12 protein-coding genes are annotated in these 16,492 nt (G+C 59.6%); 10 read left to right on the top strand and 2 right to left on the bottom strand.

What is annotated here, in order from left to right:
- The first annotated feature begins 18 nt into the window (after positions 1–18).
- The 3 genes from DQN55_RS19640 to DQN55_RS19630 all read left to right on the top strand — a co-directional run bounded on the left by DQN55_RS19640 (position 19) and on the right by DQN55_RS19630 (position 6,306).
- Positions 19–993 carry a colicin E3/pyocin S6 family cytotoxin gene (locus tag DQN55_RS19640; protein ID WP_231995622.1) on the top strand — a complete coding sequence of 325 codons (975 nt, stop codon included), beginning with the start codon at positions 19–21 and terminating at the stop codon, positions 991–993.
- A gap of 10 nt (positions 994–1,003) precedes the next feature.
- The gene (locus tag DQN55_RS19635) at positions 1,004–1,243 is read left to right on the top strand and encodes a pyocin S6 family toxin immunity protein (RefSeq protein ID WP_048382662.1); all 240 of its coding nucleotides are present in this window, start codon (positions 1,004–1,006) and stop codon (positions 1,241–1,243) included.
- Between the two features lie 182 nt (positions 1,244–1,425).
- The gene (locus DQN55_RS19630; protein WP_048382661.1) at positions 1,426–6,306 is read left to right on the top strand and encodes an alpha-2-macroglobulin family protein; all 4,881 of its coding nucleotides are present in this window, start codon (positions 1,426–1,428) and stop codon (positions 6,304–6,306) included.
- A 78-nt stretch (positions 6,307–6,384) separates the two neighbouring features.
- Here the strand turns inward: DQN55_RS19630 and DQN55_RS19625 are convergent, their stop codons facing one another.
- Entirely contained in the window at positions 6,385–6,678 is a 294-nt protein-coding gene (locus DQN55_RS19625; protein ID WP_048382660.1) for a hypothetical protein, read from the bottom strand.
- A gap of 137 nt (positions 6,679–6,815) precedes the next feature.
- On the opposite strand from DQN55_RS19625, the gene pbpC reads away from it, so the two are divergent.
- Positions 6,816–9,107, top strand: a complete 2,292-nt coding sequence (gene pbpC / locus DQN55_RS19620) for a peptidoglycan glycosyltransferase PbpC (RefSeq protein WP_048382899.1) — start codon at positions 6,816–6,818, stop codon at positions 9,105–9,107.
- A gap of 367 nt (positions 9,108–9,474) precedes the next feature.
- Here the strand turns inward: pbpC and DQN55_RS19615 are convergent, their stop codons facing one another.
- Positions 9,475–9,699, bottom strand: coding sequence for a Flp family type IVb pilin (locus DQN55_RS19615; RefSeq protein WP_048382659.1), 225 nt, complete (start codon positions 9,697–9,699; stop codon positions 9,475–9,477).
- A 356-nt stretch (positions 9,700–10,055) separates the two neighbouring features.
- Here DQN55_RS19615 and cpaB point away from each other — a divergent pair, with 356 nt between their 5' ends.
- The 6 genes from cpaB to DQN55_RS19585 are packed head-to-tail and all read left to right on the top strand — an operon-like array spanning position 10,056 to position 16,488.
- Positions 10,056–10,991, top strand: coding sequence for a Flp pilus assembly protein CpaB (gene cpaB / locus DQN55_RS19610; RefSeq protein ID WP_048382658.1), 936 nt, complete (start codon positions 10,056–10,058; stop codon positions 10,989–10,991).
- Positions 10,992–11,019: 28 nt separating this feature from the next.
- A complete protein-coding gene (locus DQN55_RS19605) occupies positions 11,020–12,237 on the top strand; it encodes a type II and III secretion system protein family protein (RefSeq protein WP_048382657.1) in 1,218 nt (405 codons plus the stop codon).
- Positions 12,234–13,436 carry a pilus assembly protein gene (locus DQN55_RS19600; protein WP_048382656.1) on the top strand — a complete coding sequence of 401 codons (1,203 nt, stop codon included), beginning with the start codon at positions 12,234–12,236 and terminating at the stop codon, positions 13,434–13,436. Before DQN55_RS19605 ends, DQN55_RS19600 begins: the two co-directional genes overlap by 4 nt.
- Positions 13,433–14,707, top strand: a complete 1,275-nt coding sequence (locus tag DQN55_RS19595; RefSeq protein ID WP_048382655.1) for a CpaF family protein — start codon at positions 13,433–13,435, stop codon at positions 14,705–14,707. The genes DQN55_RS19600 and DQN55_RS19595 overlap by 4 nt, the downstream gene beginning before the upstream one ends.
- 10 nt (positions 14,708–14,717) lie before the next feature.
- Positions 14,718–15,602: a type II secretion system F family protein gene (locus tag DQN55_RS19590; RefSeq protein WP_048382654.1), complete on the top strand. Its 885-nt coding sequence runs from the start codon at positions 14,718–14,720 to the stop codon at positions 15,600–15,602.
- Between the two features lies 1 nt (position 15,603).
- Positions 15,604–16,488 (top strand): type II secretion system F family protein, encoded by an 885-nt coding sequence (locus DQN55_RS19585; RefSeq protein ID WP_048382653.1) that lies wholly within the window; start codon positions 15,604–15,606, stop codon positions 16,486–16,488.
- Positions 16,489–16,492 lie beyond the last annotated feature (4 nt).

Genomic DNA, 16,492 nt, shown 5'->3' with positions numbered 1-16,492 from the left:
CCCGCGGAGCGTACAGACTTGGTCTTTGCCAAGTCCTGTGTGTCATCAAACTGGTGCCGTACAGATGCTGGTGCAGCCATAGAGCCTGCCTCGAATTTCGGCAATGTCATGGTGGCTACCTCCATGCTTTTACCTGACGCTTCGGCGGCTATAGCCTTAGCCCTTGGGGCCGATGCCGGCCTCGCTCGTGTGGCCGGTGGCGGCATTATGCAACAGCGGCTGACCTGGATGCTGCGCGGAGTTAGCGGCCCCGCCGGCGTTTTTATACTGGGTATGCTCCCTGCAAAAATGGCTGACGGTACGCTGCATACTGACGGCCAGCTACGCACAATGAGCCGGGTCGCTACACGGGTGCGTTTTCAGTTTCGGCGTGATGCCGAAGGCGTTTTGCAGGTCTACGGAATTCACACTAGTGCCTTAGGGGACGACTCGGTTCGCACAATTCAGGTCAAGTGGAATGCGGCCAAAACCGCGATGGAAGCCGAACTGAGTGGGATTACCATTATTTGGACGCCTCAAAGTGGGTCTTTAGGGCCCATTGCGCCGCTGATTTACCCCAACAATAGAGGAGCGCAACTGGGCACTATTTTTGTGCATCCGATCCCGGAGAATGCTGACAGCCAAGTCGAAGGCTTGCCCGGCGAGAACATTACAACTGACGATTGCATTCTGATCTTTCCCGCAGAGACGGGTCTAAAGTCGCTGTATGTGGTGTTTGCTAAACCTATTGGCGGTGACCACAGTTATTACCCATCGCCAAAAGGACTGACGGCTTTTCCTGATGCGGTACGTGATCGTCCGAAATCAAGTGTCCAGGGTGGTGGTAAAAAGCGAAGTCGCTGGAAAGATAAAAAAGGAAGGATTTATGAGTGGGACAGCGAGAACGGAGCTGTTGAGATATACGACAAGCAGGGCAAGCACTTAGGTGAGTTCGATGCTGATACTGGAAAAATGAGAAAGCCTCCAAAAGCAGGCAGAACAACACCAAAATAAGGAGGCAAGCATGTTCTTGGAAATTACAGGGTTTTTAGCAGGCAACAGCGAAGACAGCTCAATCAAATTTGAGCTGAATGTTTCTCCTGAGTTGGAGCTGGCAGTAATGGAATGTCTTGGCTGGCAGAGTTTGGCTGCCGAATGTGATGGTGAGCGGTTATTAACCAATGACCAAGTCCGAGAAATTGCCTCATTAATCAATGAGCCGCTGCCAACTGAACTTGAAATGTACATAGGCGTACGAGCTTGATCCCTTCAATTGGGGAATAGGGAAGACATACAGCTCCTTTGGGAAGCTGATTTGTGGTGTTGCCCAAATCAGCTTCTGTCTTTAGTTGCTTCTCCCTCCGGGAAAGGGAGAGGGGCTTTAGATCTCGATGCCTGCGGTTCGTATATAGTCAATGCCTTCACTGCCCAGTCAACGAGTACACCATGCTTAACAAAGGATTGTTCCTGGCTTGCGCGCTGGCGCTGCTGAGCGCTTGTGATTCTTCGACCCCTGACCAGCCGGTGCCGCCATCGGCAGCGGTGACGCCGCCGATTCAGGACGTCAAGGTTCTGGCCGAGCGCTATGCCGGGCAGGCGTTAAGTGTGGTGGATGTGTCCGAGGTGCAACTGGACGGTGCCAGCGCCTTGTCCGTGAGTTTCTCGGTGCCGTTGGAGCCCGAACAGAACTTCGCGGACAAACTGCATGTGGTGGACGCCAAGAGCGGTAAGGTCGATGGCGCCTGGGAGCTCTCCGACAACCTGATGGAGCTGCGCCTGCGCCATCTGGAGCCGCAGCGTAAGTTGATCCTCACCGTCGACCCTGGCCTGCGCGGGGTCAATGACACCCAACTGGCCGGCGAGTACGTCAGTCGTCTCGAAACCCGCGACCTGCAGCCTACGGTCGGCTTTGCCAGCCGGGGTACTTTGCTGCCGACACGTCTGGCCGAAGGTTTGCCGCTTATTGCGTTGAACGTCGACAAGGTGGATGTCGAGTTCTTTCGGGTCAAACCCGAATCCCTGCCCGCGTTTCTCAGCCAATGGGGCCGTAACAGCAGCCTGCAAAGCTATGAAGCCCGCGACCTGTTGTCGATGGCCGAGCTGGTCTACGGTGGGCGCTTTGATCTGAACCCGGCGCGCAATACGCGCGAAACCCTGATTCTGCCAACGGCGGGCATCAAGCCCTTGCAGCAGCCGGGTGTTTATCTGGCGGTGATGAAAGCGTCTGGTAGCTACAACTATTCACAGCCGGCCACTTTGTTCACCCTCAGTGACATTGGTCTTTCGGTGCACCGCTACCAGAAGCGCCTGGATGTCTTCACCCAGGCGCTGGAAGGCGGCAGTGCCTTGAGCGACGTCGAATTGGAACTGCTCGACGGCAAGGGCAAGATGCTGGCCCAGGGCAAAACCGACAATAAGGGGCATGCGGAACTGGCATTGCCTGCCAAGGCCGAGGTGCTGTTGGCCCGCCAGGGTGATCAAACCAGCTTGCTGCGGTTGAACACCGCTGCGCTGGACCTGGCCGAGTTCGACATTGGCGGGCCGCAGGCGCACCCGTTGCAGTTTTTCGTGTTTGGCCCGCGAGACCTGTACCGCCCGGGCGAAACCGTACTGCTCAATGCCTTGCTCCGTGACCGTGATGGCCACCCGGTCAAGCCGCAGCCGGTCAGCGTTGAAGTGCGTCGCCCGGACGAGCAGGTGAGCCGCAAGTTTGTCTGGACACCGGACGCGTCCGGTTTCTATCAATACCCGTTGCAGTTGGCCAGCGAAGCCCCGACCGGGCGCTGGCAACTGGTGTTTGATCTGGGTGATGGCAAGCCGCAGCTTTATGAATTCCTGGTCGAAGACTTCCTGCCCGAGCGTCTGGCCCTGGAGCTCAAGGGCAGCGCCACGCCGTTGGCACCCGGGCAAACGGCGGATATCCAGGTCAATGGCCGTTACCTGTACGGCGCCCCGGCGGCGGGTAATCGTTTGAGCGGTCAGGTCTATGTGCGGCCGTTGCGCGAAGCGGTCAAGACCTTGCCGGGTTATCAGTTTGGTTCTGTGACTGAAGAAGAGCTGAGCCAGGATCTGGAGCTCGAAGAACGTGTGCTCAATGCTGAGGGCGAATACACCATCAGCCTTGAAAGCCAGTGGAGCAACGCCAAGTCGCCGCTGCAATTGATCGTCCAGGCCAGTTTGCAGGAGTCCGGCGGGCGGCCGATCACCCGGCGACTGGTGCAACCGGTGTGGCCGGCGGATCGTCTGCCGGGTATACGCGGGCTGTTCGAGGGCACCGAAACCGATGGCGATGGCCCGGTGCAATTTGAACTGCTGGTGGCCGACAACGAAGGCCACAAACTGGCGACCGAGAACCTCAAGGTGCGGCTGGTTCGCGAACGCCGCGATTACTACTGGAACTACTCGGACAACGACGGCTGGAGCTATCACTACAACGAGAAGTTCCTCAACCTCAGCGAAGAAACGGTCAACCTCAAGGCTGGCGAAACCGCCACCGTCAGCTTCCCGGTGGAGTGGGGCCCGTATCGGGTTGAAGTCGAAGACCCGAAGACCGGCCTGGTCAGCAGCCTGCGTGTCTGGGCCGGTTATCGTGCCCAGGACAACGCTGAAGGCGGAGCGGTGCGTCCCGATCAGGTCAAGCTGGCGCTGGACAAGGCTGCGTATGCCGAGGGTGATACCGCCCGGGTCACGGTGACGCCGCCAGCAGCGGGCAAGGGTTACTTGCTGGTCGAGGGCAGCGATGGCCCGTTGTGGTGGGAAGAAATCGAGGTGCCGGCCGAAGGCAAAACATTCGAGGTCAAACTTGATTCCACTTGGGCGCGGCATGACCTGTATGTCAGTGCGCTGGTGATCCGGCCCGGCGAGCGCAAGGCCAATATCACCCCGAAACGCGCAGTGGGTGTGCTTCATCTTCCGCTGGATCGTACCGCACGCAAGTTGGCGGTGACCCTCGATGCCCCGGAAAAAATGCGCCCCAAACAAGTGCTGACGGTTAAGGTGCAGGCCAAAAACGCCGATGGCAGCATTCCTGCGCAAGCCCATGTGCTGTTGTCCGCAGTGGATGTGGGGGTACTGAATATCACCGAATATCCAACCCCGGACCCTTACGCGAGTCTGTTTGGGCGCAAGGCCTATGGTGCGGACCAACTGGATATCTACGGGCAATTGATTGAAGCCGGGCAGGGCCGTCTGGCCAGCCTGGCGTTTGGCGGGGATGCGGCGCTGGCCAAGGGCGGCAAACGCCCGGCGACCAGCGTCAACATTGTCGCGCTGCAAAGTGCGCCGGTGACGCTGAACGCGCAGGGCGAAGGTGAAGTCAGCGTGCAAATCCCGGATTTCAACGGTGAGCTGCGAGTCATGGCGCAAGCCTGGACCGATGACCGCTACGGCATGGCCGAAGCCAAAACCGTGGTGGCTGCGCCGTTGGTGGCCGAACTGGCCGCTCCGCGTTTTATGGCCGGTGGCGATGAGACCCGCCTGGCCCTGGACCTGTCCAACCTCACTGACAAGCCGCAACAGCTACAGGTCAGCCTCAATACCCAAGGGCCGTTGAGTCTGCTGGGTGATGCGCGGCAGACGTTACAGCTCAGCCCCGGCCAGCGCAGCACCTTGCAGATCCCGATCAAGGCGCTGGGCGGTTTTGGCAGCGGTAAGGTCGGCGTAACGGTCGAGGGGCTCGACCTGCCGGGAGAAACCCTGGCGCCCTTTACTCGCGAATGGACCTTGGGCGTACGCCCGGCGTACCCGGCGTTGCTCAAGCATTACCGCACGGTGCTCAGCGACCAGCCGTGGAGCCTGCCCGATCACGCGTTGCAAGTCTTTGAACCGGCAGGCCGTGAAGCCTTGCTCAGCCTCTCGAGCCGTCCGCCGCTGAACCTGGGCGAGCAGATTCGCGCACTCAAGGCTTACCCGTACGGTTGCTCCGAGCAAACCACCAGCGGCCTGTATCCGGCGTTGTATGCCGATGCTGCGCTGCTCAAACGCCTGGGCCTTGAAGGCGAGCCGGACGCCGAGCGCAAACGCAAGATCGAACTGGGCATTGAGCGTTTGCTGGGCATGCAACGCTACAACGGCAGTTTTGGCTTGTGGGGCGCGGACGGTCAGGAAGAGTATTGGTTGAGCGCTTATGTCACCGACTTCTTGCTGCGCGCCCGCGACCAGGGTTATGCCGTTCCGCCCGAGGCGCTGAAAAAGGCCAGCGAGCGTCTGATGCGTTACGTGCAGGAGCGCAACCTGATTGAAGCCGACTACAGCGACAACCTTGAGCACACCCGCTTTGCGGTGCAGGCCTACGCGGGGTTGGTGCTGGCCCGCAGCCAGCAGGCGCCTTTGGGGGCGCTGCGCAGCCTCTTTGAGCGCCGCAGTGATGCGCGCTCCGGTTTGCCTCTGGTGCAGTTGGCGATAGCGCTGCAGAAAATGGGCGATCAACCGCGGGCGGATCAAGCGCTGGTGGCCGGTTTGGCCGCGACTCGCAAAGCCAATGAATGGCTGGGTGATTACGGCAGCCCGCTGCGTGATCAGGCGCTGATCCTGGCGCTGCTGGAAGAGAACGACCTGATGAGCGGCCAGCGCGAGCAGCGCTTGTTTGAGCTGTCAGACCAATTGGCAGCGAGCCAGTGGCTATCGACGCAGGAGCGTAATTCGCTGTTCCTCGCGGGCCGTGATCTGTTGAGCAAGCCTGAAGCCAGCTGGACGGCGCAACTGGGTAGCGCTGGAGAGACCCGCGAGCTGAACAACAGTCAGCCGGCACTCAAGCTGGAAGGGCCATTGCTGGCCACGCCGCTGACGGTGCGTAATCAGGGCAGCACGGCGATTTATCAGCAACTGACGATTTCAGGTTATCCACAGCAGGCACCCCGGGCGGGTGGCGAGAACTTGAGTATCCGTCGTGATTACCTGGGCATGGATGGCGAACCGCTCAACCTCGACACCCTGAAAAGTGGTGATCTGGTGCTGGTACATCTGGCGGTGAAGGCCAAGGAGCGCGTGCCGGATGCGCTGGTGGTGGATTTGCTGCCGGCGGGCCTGGAGCTGGAAAACCAGAACCTGGGCCAAAGTGCGGCGAGCCTTGAAAACGCCAGCAGTCAGGTCAAGCAATGGCGCGAGTCGATGCAAAACGCCAGCATTCAGCATCAGGAGTTCCGGGATGATCGTTATGTCGCGGCGCTGAATCTGGACGGTAACGGCACCTCGCACTTGCTGTACCTGGCTCGTGCCGTCACGCCCGGTACTTACCGCGTACCGCCGCCACAGGTGGAATCGATGTACCGTCCCGACTGGCAGGCCGTGGGCGAAACGCCGGGTCCGATGGTGATCAAAGGCCGGTAACCCTTCTTTTGTAACCGCTGCTGCGGGCCGCTGGCGCCCGTCGCAGCCTGCGGCAGCGGCTACTGAAGCTGGGGTGTTCTAGCTGATGATCCAGCTCAATACCCATAACCCCAGCAACAACCAGATCACGCCGCCAACGATCGAGGCGCGCATGAAAGCCCGGACGGCGTTGTACAGAAGCAGCAGACCGATCACCAGAATGGCAATGCTGATGATCGACGTTTCCATGCCCAGGGTGCGGCTCAGGCCGTCGATGAAATTCCCGCCGGCGTTGCTCAGGCCGCTGAAAATGCCACTCAACCCTTCAACGATAAAACGAATAATGGCCCCGAACATTTGTCCCAGGCTCTCGAAAAATCCTTCAACTTGCATGTGTGTGTCCCGATGAATGAGGCCGCTACTGTGCCAGAGATACGCCTTGGGCTGCTATGCCCTGCGCGTAGTTCCCTGCAAGGGCGTGAAGCCAGGTGTTGAAGGTGAAGAAAACCCTGCGCTGGAGCGCTGCCAGCCTGTTGCTGGTTGTCGCCTCGCTGTGGCTGGCTGATCGTCTTTGGCCTCTGCCACTGCCCAAGGATGACCTGGCCCGTGTGGTACTGGCCGAAGATGGCACCCCGCTGTGGCGCTTTGCCGATGCCAACGGTGTCTGGCGCTACCCTGTGCAGACCCACGAGGTATCACCGCTGTACCTGGATGCCCTGCTGACCTATGAAGACCGCTGGTTCTTCAGGCATCCCGGGGTTAATCCGTTGGCGCTGGGACGTGCCGCCTGGCAAAACCTGAGCGGTGGGCGGGTGCTGTCGGGAGGCAGCACCTTGTCGATGCAAGTTGCCCGATTGCTCGATCCCCATGAGCGCACGCTGTCCGGCAAGCTGCGTCAGCTATGGCGAACGGCGCAACTGGAATGGCACTTGTCCAAGGAACAGATCCTCAACCTGTACCTTAACCGCGCGCCGTTTGGCGGCACCTTGCAAGGTGTGGCGGCGGCCAGTTGGGCGTATCTGGGCAAGCCGCCGCAACAGCTCACCCACTCCGAAGCGGCGCTCCTTGCGGTGCTGCCGCAAGCCCCGAGCCGGTTGCGTCCGGACCGCCACCCGGAGCGTGCCCAAGTGGCACGGGACAAAGTGCTGCGGCGATTGGCCGACTATGGCGTATGGACCACAACCGCAGTCAATGACGCCCTGGAAGAACCCCTGTTGCTGGCCCCGCGTCAGGAACCGAACCTCGCACCGTTGCTGGCCCGACGTCTTAACCGGCCACACAGCCCGCCACTGATTCGCACCACCCTCGACGCCAGTCTGCAGCGTCGGCTAGAAGACTTGTTATTGGGCTGGCGTGCCCGATTGCCAGAACACACTTCGGCCGCCATCGTGGTGGTCGAAACCGACACCATGGCGGTGCGGGCGTATCTGGGATCGGTGGATATCAACGACGCTCGTCGTTTCGGCCATGTCGACATGATCAGTGCCCTGCGCTCGCCGGGCTCCACGCTTAAACCGTTCTTGTACGGGATGGCGATGGATGCCGGGCTGATTCACTCCGAGTCGCTGCTGCAAGATGTGCCGCGTCGCTATGGCGATTATCGGCCGGGCAATTTTTCCATGGGCTTCAGCGGGCCAGTATCGGCCAGCGCGGCGCTGGCGATGTCGCTCAACTTGCCGGCGGTGCAGTTGCTTGAAGCTTACGGTCCGAAACGCTTTGCTGGTGATATGCGCAACGGCGGTGTGCCATTGAGCCTGCCGGCGTTGGCCGAGCCCAATCTGGCGCTGATCCTGGGCGGCGCCGGCAGCCGGCTGGAAGATCTGGTCAGTGGCTACAGCGCGCTGGCGCGGGAAGGGCGCAGCGCCAGTCTGCGTCTGCAGCCCAGCGACCCACTGCATGAGCGGCGCTTGTTATCGCCGGGTTCGGCGTGGATTATCCGGCGCATTCTCAGCGGTCAGGCGCGCCCGGATCGTGACCCGCGTGCCGAACTGGTGCAGCGCCCGCAACTGGCCTGGAAGACGGGCACCAGCTACGGTTTTCGTGATGCCCTGGCGATCGGTGTCGGGCCGCGCTACTTGATCGGAGTCTGGATCGGCCGGCCGGATGGCACGCCGGTACCAGGGCAATTCGGTCTGGCGTCGGCTGCGCCGCTGATGCTGCAAGTTCATGACGTGCTGAGTAATCGCGACAGCCAGCGTGGCATTGTGGCGCGGGTACCGGCAGTGCCGGGCAGCGTCGGGGTAGCCGCTATTTGTTGGCCGTTTGGGCAACCTTTGAACAAGCGGGATCCCAATTGCCGGCGCCAGCGTTTTGCCTGGACGCTGGATCACACCACGCCGCCCACCTTGCTGGCCACTGATCAACCCTTGGGTGTGGGGTTGCGGGAGCGTATCTGGGTCGATCCGCACGGCCTGCGTGTCGGCCCGCAATGTCCCGGGGCACAGATGCGGGAAGTCGCGGTGTGGCCCGCTCCGCTGGAGCCCTGGCTGCCCCGGGCTGAGCGCCGAGAGTCACGTTTGCCGTCCGCTTCGATTACCTGTGCGCCCCCTGCCTTGAACACGGTCACGGCGCTGTCGATTGTTGGCGTGCGTGAGGGCGACCGCTTGCGACGCCCCGCTGCGAGCCAGACGCTGCTGACCCTCAAGTTGTCGGCGTTGGGTGGGGACGGCCAGCGCTGGTGGTTTCTCAACGGCGTACCGCTGGGTGACAGCGCCCGCCAGGAAACCCTCAACGCGACACTTGAGCAGGCAGGGCGGTATGAGTTGAGTGTGCTCGATGAAAGTGGGCAAACTGCGCGGGTAGAGTTCAGTGTCGTGGAGTGAATTTTCAGGCGGTTGCAAGAGCGCGCGGCCATGACAAAAACGACGTGTTAAGTTGTTTTAACGCTCAACTAAGCACCTTTTGGCATGAGGTTTTTCAGGGCGGCACGACGTGGGTAAGAACAAACAGCGTCACCTGGTGGAATAAAACGTCTGTGTTTGTTTGGCGCCGTGCCAATGTCTGCAGGTTGCAGAGATTAGTCAGGGGGAAGTGCGTGCTGAATGCAGGAGGGCGAGGGCTTAATAAAAAAGGCCTAAGTTGGCATATGACAACTTAGGCGCTTGTCTTTTTGCAGTGCTTTCCACGCAGAAAGTACGTCCGTCTCGTCCTCTGTATCAAGAAATACGTGTGGGTGAAACGGCTTATATCTTAGGCGGCAGAACTAGTAACCGCTGTCTGGATTTTGGTAAAGATTGCCCCGACGGCAGTCGAAATGGTCGGTACAAACGCCACCAGCGCGACCGCCACCATGCCCGCAATGAGTGCGTACTCAATACCCGAAGCGCCTTCCGTACGCTTTGCAAACAACTTGGCCTGGTGTATGAGGAATGCCTGGGCCGGCACATACACTTTCAGAACAGTATTCATAATCATCTGACATCTCCTTGATGCGTCGGGGTGAGCACTGCGACACCGAGTTTGGTGCTTGAGGATGCTTGTAGGGTGATTCCGATTCGCCATTACAGCATTGGCAATAATTCACTGTTCAGCAACTGTAATAAATAGCTAATTATAAAGTATTAATCCAAATTAGTATTGGGCGAGAAATGCGTTCTAAATCAGAGTATTTATAAATTCTTGAAGATTTTTAGACGGGCTGATGGCATTTTGGTTCGCCTGCGCTACTTTCACAAAGCAAAATGATTGAAACAGCGTGATCTGTTCATCGTTGCCTGATGGTGCGTGATTTATTGGATCTGCAGTACGCCGTGGGGAAAGGGAGTTTAACTATGAACAATCGACGCAGTTTGATATTGGCCGCGATTTTGTTTGTCGGCGCTATTGTGGCAGGTTACTGGGGGTTGGTATTGACCCGGCAACAACCGATCGCGACAGCCCCGGTGGCTCAGACCGTTGAGCAGGGAGTGGCGACGGTTGAGGATCAGACCCGGCAGCCGGTCGTTGTGTTGGCCCGTGATGTTCCCCCGCATGTGCCGCTGACAGCCGCTGACCTGTCTCTGGAGAAATTGCGTACCGCGCCACCCGGCAGCCTGACCTCGATCGATCAGGCTGTGGGGCGTACGCCATGGCGTGCGCTTAACGCAGGGACCTGGCTGAGCGAGCAAAGCTTTGACGTTGGAGGGCCCTTGGCCCGCATGATCCGCCCGAACGAACGTGCCCTGGCCGTGGCCATCGACGAAGTTGCCAGTGCGGGCGGCCAGTTAACCCCCGGCGATTACGTCGACATCCTGCTGTTTCTGCGCCAGGACACCGACAACCCACAGCAGTCGGCGCAGGTGGTGTTGCCTGCCGTGCGGGTGTTGAGTGTGGGCGAAGAGCTGGGCCTGACCAGCGACGGTCAACTGGCAGGCCGCCCCTTGACTGCCGAAGAGGCGCAGCAGCAAGCACTGCGCCGTGCCAGCGCCCGGACTGCGGTGCTGGCCGTTCCCGAACCCTTGCTCAATCAACTGATGCTCGCCACTCAGGCCGGCACCTTGCGGTTGGCCGTACGCAGTGCCCAGGAACAGCGCCTGAGCAAGTACTGGGCGGGCGAGCAAGACGCTCCCTCCAACCTGGAGAACGCCAAGCGCAGCCTTTACCAGTTCAACCAATTGGCTCTGGCCGGCCCGGTGAAAGCACCGGCTACGAGTTATTCGGGGCCTGCGCGCGTGCGCGGCATTGAAATTATTCGGGGCAATCAAACCGCCCAACAGCCTGCTCAATAAAAAACCTGATTTGCAAGGGAAGCCCAGCATGAGTCGTCGTTGCGTTCCGCTGTACAAACGAGCTGCCTGGACTCTGATCTTAAGCAGCCTGCCATTTGAAATGGTGGTGGCCAATTGTTCGGTTCTCGAACCATTGCCTGCGGTCCTGGAAGTGGCCCAAGGGACACAGAAAGCGCTGGAGTCTGTGGTGAATATTTCTCGCATTGCAGTGGGCGATCCGACCATCGCCGATGTGCATGCCAATGGCAGCAATGCCTTTTTGCTGACGGGCATGGCCCCGGGCACGACCAGCCTGATGGTCTGGACAGCCTGTTCCAAACAGCCGCGCCAGAGCATGGTGTTCGTCAAGGGCAAGGCGACAGAGGGCTTCACCGGGGCATCGGTTGTGCCCTCTGAAGACCCGACACTTTCCAGTCAGGTACAAACTGAAATTCGATTTGTTGAAGTCAATCGCACCAAATTGCAGGAAGCCAGCACTTCGATTTTTGGAGTGGGCACTAACTTCTTGCTCGCTTCACCGGGGTCATTTCTCAGCAATGCCGAAGGGCTTATCACTGGCGGACCGGTCGCGAACGACAAGTACTTCAATATCGGTTTCGGGGGCGGTCGGGTCAAAGCCATGATCAACGCACTGGAAGGCAGCGGTTTTGCCTACACCCTGGCGCGTCCCACGCTGGTTGCGTTGAGTGGTCAGAGTGCGAGCTTTCTCGCGGGGGGCGAAGTACCGATCCCGATCCCCAGCAGCGGCAGCGATAACGTGTCGATCGAGTACAAGGAGTTCGGTGTCCGCCTCACGCTGACCCCGACTGTCGTGGGGCGCGACCGTATCTTGCTCAAGGTGGCGCCAGAAGTCAGTGAGCTGGATTACACCAATGCCGTGAATATCGCCGGAACCCTGGTCCCGGGCTTGAATGTGCGCCGCACCGATACCAGCATCTCCCTGGCCGACGGCGAGAGCTTCGTGATCAGTGGCCTGATCAGTACGCGCAACAGTTCACAGGTGAACAAATTCCCGGGACTGGGCGACATACCGATTCTGGGCGCTTTTTTTCGCGACTCCAACATCAGCCGTGAAGAGCGTGAGTTGTTGATGATCGTGACGCCACGACTGGTTCAGCCGTTGGCGGCCAACGCACCGTTGCCTTCATTGCCGGGCGAAAAACTGCGCAATTACGACCCTAACTGGTATCGCCTGTACTTCCTTGAAAACGGTAATACCAATCGCCGTAGCGGGTTATCTCAATGAGCGAGAACTTGAGTCAGACGTTCCTCGCGCTGACGCGCAACAGCACTGATCTTGAATGGCTGCAAGGGGCTCTGGCACCGCTGGGCCAAGTGGTCGGTGCAGGTCCCGGCAGCAGCCTGGATGAGTTGTTGGCGCTGGTGGATGTCACGTTCGCCGGCTTGATCTTTGTCGGTCTGGACCGAGACAAGGTGGTGTCTCAATGCGCGCTGATTGAAGGTGCGCTGGAGGCCAAGCCGATGCTGGCGATTGTTGCCCTCGGCGATGGCATGGATAACCAGCTGGTGCTCAATGCCATGCGCGCGGGTGCGCGGGATTTTGTCGCTTACGGTTCACGCTCCAGTGAAGTGGCCGGGCTGGTGCGTCGGCTGAGCAAGCGCTTGCCTCCGGTCACTCCGAATGCCGAGCTGGGCGGGCTGAGCGTATTGTTCAGTGCTCAATGCAACGCCGACGGTGCGTTGCTCGCCAGCCACTTGGGGTTGGTGGTGCAGAAAAATGAAGATAAAACCCTGTTTCTCGACCTTGGGGTGCCCCGCGGGGATGGCCTGGCGTTGCTGGGCCTTGAGAGCTCGTTCTTTTTTGGTGATGCCTTGCGCCATTTGCGCCGCCTGGACAGCACCCTGATCGACAGCGCGTTTACCAAAGCTCCCGGTGGTTTGCGGATTCTGGCCCACAGCAACAACGATGAGCCACTGGAGCACACCAGCGCGGCCGAGTTGTACATGTTGCTCAGTGCCCTGCGGCAGCACTTCCAGCATATCGTGGTCAACCTCACCGGCCAGCCGGACAGCGAGGCGTTGCGCACCTTCGTCAGTCACTGCGACACATTGCTCTGGTACACCGATCAAAATGTCCTCGATTGCCGCCGCAATCTTGAGGTGCTCAGTGCATGGCGGGCCAAAGGCATGGGGCTCGACCATGCCACATTACTGGTTGACCGTTACATACGCGGTGTTGCACCGGATACCGATGCCCTGGTCAAGAGCTTTGGATTTGCCCTGGCCAGCACCTTGCCGCTCAGCCCGGAGCTACGGCTCAGTGCCAAGAACCAGGCCGTCACCTTGTTTGACCTGGGGCCGCGCGAAGCCCTGAGCCAAGGCTTGAAGAAGCTTGGCGAGCGACTGGCGAAAGGCTCTAAAGGGGCGCCGCAAGGTGTTAGCAAACCGGGTGCCTGGTTGAGCCGTCTGTGGGGGGGCAAATGAATAAAGAACTTCTGTTCGGCTCAAGCCTGAACAAGGACGGGCGTGCAGACCATGACGGTCTGAAACTGGTGCTGCATCGCTACATCATTGATGCCATTGAAGAGAACGGGAATAACCTGCTGGAAGGATCGCGTGTTGCCCTGGCGCAGTTTGTAACCGAGCGTGTTGCCGAGTACGTCTCGCGTCTGCACCTGGCCATTTCACGTTACGAAATGGAGCGGCTCGCCGAAGAAATCGTCGACGAACTCACGGGTTTCGGGCCGCTTGAAGTCTTGCTGCGCGATCCGGCGGTGACTGAGATTCTGGTCAACGGCCCGCACCGGGTCTTTGTCGAGCGCGAAGGCATCCTGTTTCAAAGCGAGTTGCGGTTTATCGATGACCATCACGTAGAGCGTGTGATGCAGCGCATTCTGGCTCCGTTGGGGCGGCGTCTGGACGAGTCGTCGCCTATGGTCGATGCGCGCATGCCCGACGGCAGCCGGGTGAACGCGATTATCCCGCCGATTGCGCTTGATGGCCCGTGCCTGTCGATTCGCAAGTTTCGCAAGGACATGCTCAAAAGCAGCGACCTGGTTGCGATGCACACCATCGATCAGGCCATCCTCGAGTTCCTTCAGGAGGCCGTCAGCAAACGCTGCAATATCCTGATCAGCGGCGGTACCGGTACCGGTAAAACCACGCTGCTGAACATTCTCAGTCAGTTGATCGACCCGCATCAGCGGCTTGTCACTATTGAGGATGTGGCCGAATTACAGCTGGGGCATCCCCACGTGGTGCGCCTGGAGACACGTCCGCCGAATGCTGAAGGGCACGGTGAAGTCAAAGCCAGCGACCTGATTCGCAACGCTCTGCGGATGCGCCCGGATCGCATCATTCTGGGCGAGATCCGTGGTGTGGAAGTACTCGATGTCCTGACCGCGATGAACACGGGCCACGATGGTTCGATGAGCACCGTCCACGCCAACAACGCGCAGGACGCCCTGTTGCGTCTGGAAACCCTGGTCGGTTTGACCGGGCGCACGGTGGCAGAAAAGACCTTGCGCCAGATGATCTGCGCCGCACTGGATGTGATTATTCAGCTGACCCGCATGCCCGATGGGCGTCGTTGCGTCAGCGAAGTGCTGGAAGTGGTCGGGGTACGTGACGATGTGTATGTCACCAATACCTTGTTCCGGCTCGATAAACGCACAGGCTATGGATTTGTGCGAGACGCCCTGAACCCGGCGGGTGACAAGTTGCGTCATGCGCCGATTCTGAATTCAAACGGCTGAGGGACTGCCAATGATCCCGGCCTTACTGCTATTCATGATCAGCCTGATGATGTTCGGATTGTCGCTGCGCCTGGTATATGGCGCTTTGCGTGACCCGGCGACCAACCGGGTATTGGAGCGCCTGGGTGCGGCTCAGCCAGCGCTGGGGCAGAAGAGCGTGAGCGTGGCTTGGCTGGACAGGGCCTTTCTCCAGGCGGGCCTGGGGCGGCCTTCTGAACGTATTGGGTTATGGCTGGCGATGTGGGCCGGGGTGGCGCTGCTGGCCGGTTTGATCGGCGGCTGGGTGTTTCTGTTTGCGCTCCTGGTGCTGCCACCGTTGCTGCTCAAGCTGTTTGTCAGTTGGCGTTACCAGCGCCGGGTAAAGCGCATGGTCGAACAGCTGCCACAGTTGCTCGACTCTTGCGTGCGCAGCCTCAAGTCGGGGCGGACCTTGGCTGATGCCGTGTTGCACGCGATCGAGTCATCCAGCGACCCGCTCAAGAGCAGCATCAGTCGGGTGTCGCGCAACGTGCAATTGGGGGTGAGTTTACCCGAGGCGGTACAGGATTTCGCCGAGCTATATGAGCGTGAAGAATTCCGCATGTTCGCCCTGGGATTGAAGGTCAATTATCGCTATGGCGGTAACGCCAGCGAACTGCTGGAAAACCTGATTGTGCTGATCCGCGAACGTGACCAAGGGGCTCGCAGGCTCAGGGCCATGACCGGTGAAACACGCATTACGGCGCTGGTTCTGGCGCTGTTGCCGTTGCTGGTGGGCGGGTATTTCATGCTCACTAACCCGACATATTTGATCAACATGTGGCACGACTCGGCGGGCCAGTACGCGTTGCTTACGGCCTTTATCATGCAGGCGATTGGTTGCCTGGCACTGTGGCGCATGGTGCGGAGCGTATGACATGGCTTTTGTGATATGTGCCGTTCTGCTGTTGGGCGCTCTTGGGCTGCTGATTTACAACGTGGTCCAGAATCGGTTGCGCCACCAACGGGTGATACAGCGCCTGGAAGGTGGCAGGGCCGGCCCCGGCAAGTTCAATGAGTGGATGCGGGCACTGGGCAGCAGCAAGTACGGGCAGCGATCGGTCTCGATGGACTCCGAAACCCAAACTTTGCTCAACCGTGTGGGCTGGCGCACGGCTAGCCAGCGTTCGCTGTTTGCGGCATTCCAGATCGGCGTTCCGGTGGCGTTTACCGGGTTGGTGTTTTTGGGGTATGAGCTGTTTTTTCCGCGCTCGGGCAATTTGCTGATCGTGCTGCTGTTCGCCCTGGCCCTGGGATATCTGATCCCCAAGCGTTTGTTGGCTTACGCGGCGAAAAAGCGCCAGCAGCAGGCGGCCATTGAGATTTCAACGTTTATACCGTTACTGCGGATTCTGTTTGAGTCCGGGATGGCCGTTGAACAGGCGCTGCGGGTGCTGAGCCTGGAGGCTCGGCAGTTGTTGCCGGTGCTCACCAGCGAATTGCAGGTGGTGCTGGCTCGGGTGGACTCCGGGCTGGAGCTGAGCCGCGAGCTGAACAAGGCCGCCAGCCTGCTGGCAGTGGATGAGTTCGATGACACCTGCGTCATCCTTCAGCAATTGATTCAGCAGGGGGGCGGGGCGATGAAATCGCTGCAGTCGCTCAAGGAATTGCTCGATGACCGACGCCTGACGCGCATGGAGGAGTACATCTCAAAAATGTCCGCCAAGATGTCAGTGGTGATGATGACGTTTCTGTTTCCGGCGCTCCTGATTGTATTGGGCGGGCCGAGTTTTCTTGCCATGGCACGAGCCTTTTCCTCTTGATCGG

The organism is Pseudomonas taetrolens, assembly GCF_900475285.1.
Taxonomy (GTDB): Bacteria; Pseudomonadota; Gammaproteobacteria; order Pseudomonadales; family Pseudomonadaceae; genus Aquipseudomonas; species Aquipseudomonas taetrolens.
Note: the sequence above shows the minus strand (reverse complement) of the source record. Positions and strands in the feature narration are given on the sequence as shown.

Coding starts and splice junctions, on each gene's coding strand:
- DQN55_RS19590 (WP_048382654.1), top strand. CDS start 14,718: ATGATCCCGGCCTTACTGCTATTCATGATCAGCCTGATGATGTTCGGA.
- DQN55_RS19615 (WP_048382659.1), bottom strand. CDS start 9,699: ATGATTATGAATACTGTTCTGAAAGTGTATGTGCCGGCCCAGGCATTC.
- DQN55_RS19595 (WP_048382655.1), top strand. CDS start 13,433: ATGAATAAAGAACTTCTGTTCGGCTCAAGCCTGAACAAGGACGGGCGT.
- DQN55_RS19635 (WP_048382662.1), top strand. CDS start 1,004: ATGTTCTTGGAAATTACAGGGTTTTTAGCAGGCAACAGCGAAGACAGC.
- DQN55_RS19600 (WP_048382656.1), top strand. CDS start 12,234: ATGAGCGAGAACTTGAGTCAGACGTTCCTCGCGCTGACGCGCAACAGC.
- DQN55_RS19585 (WP_048382653.1), top strand. CDS start 15,604: ATGGCTTTTGTGATATGTGCCGTTCTGCTGTTGGGCGCTCTTGGGCTG.
- cpaB (WP_048382658.1), top strand. CDS start 10,056: ATGAACAATCGACGCAGTTTGATATTGGCCGCGATTTTGTTTGTCGGC.
- DQN55_RS19625 (WP_048382660.1), bottom strand. CDS start 6,678: ATGCAAGTTGAAGGATTTTTCGAGAGCCTGGGACAAATGTTCGGGGCC.
- DQN55_RS19630 (WP_048382661.1), top strand. CDS start 1,426: ATGCTTAACAAAGGATTGTTCCTGGCTTGCGCGCTGGCGCTGCTGAGC.
- DQN55_RS19605 (WP_048382657.1), top strand. CDS start 11,020: ATGAGTCGTCGTTGCGTTCCGCTGTACAAACGAGCTGCCTGGACTCTG.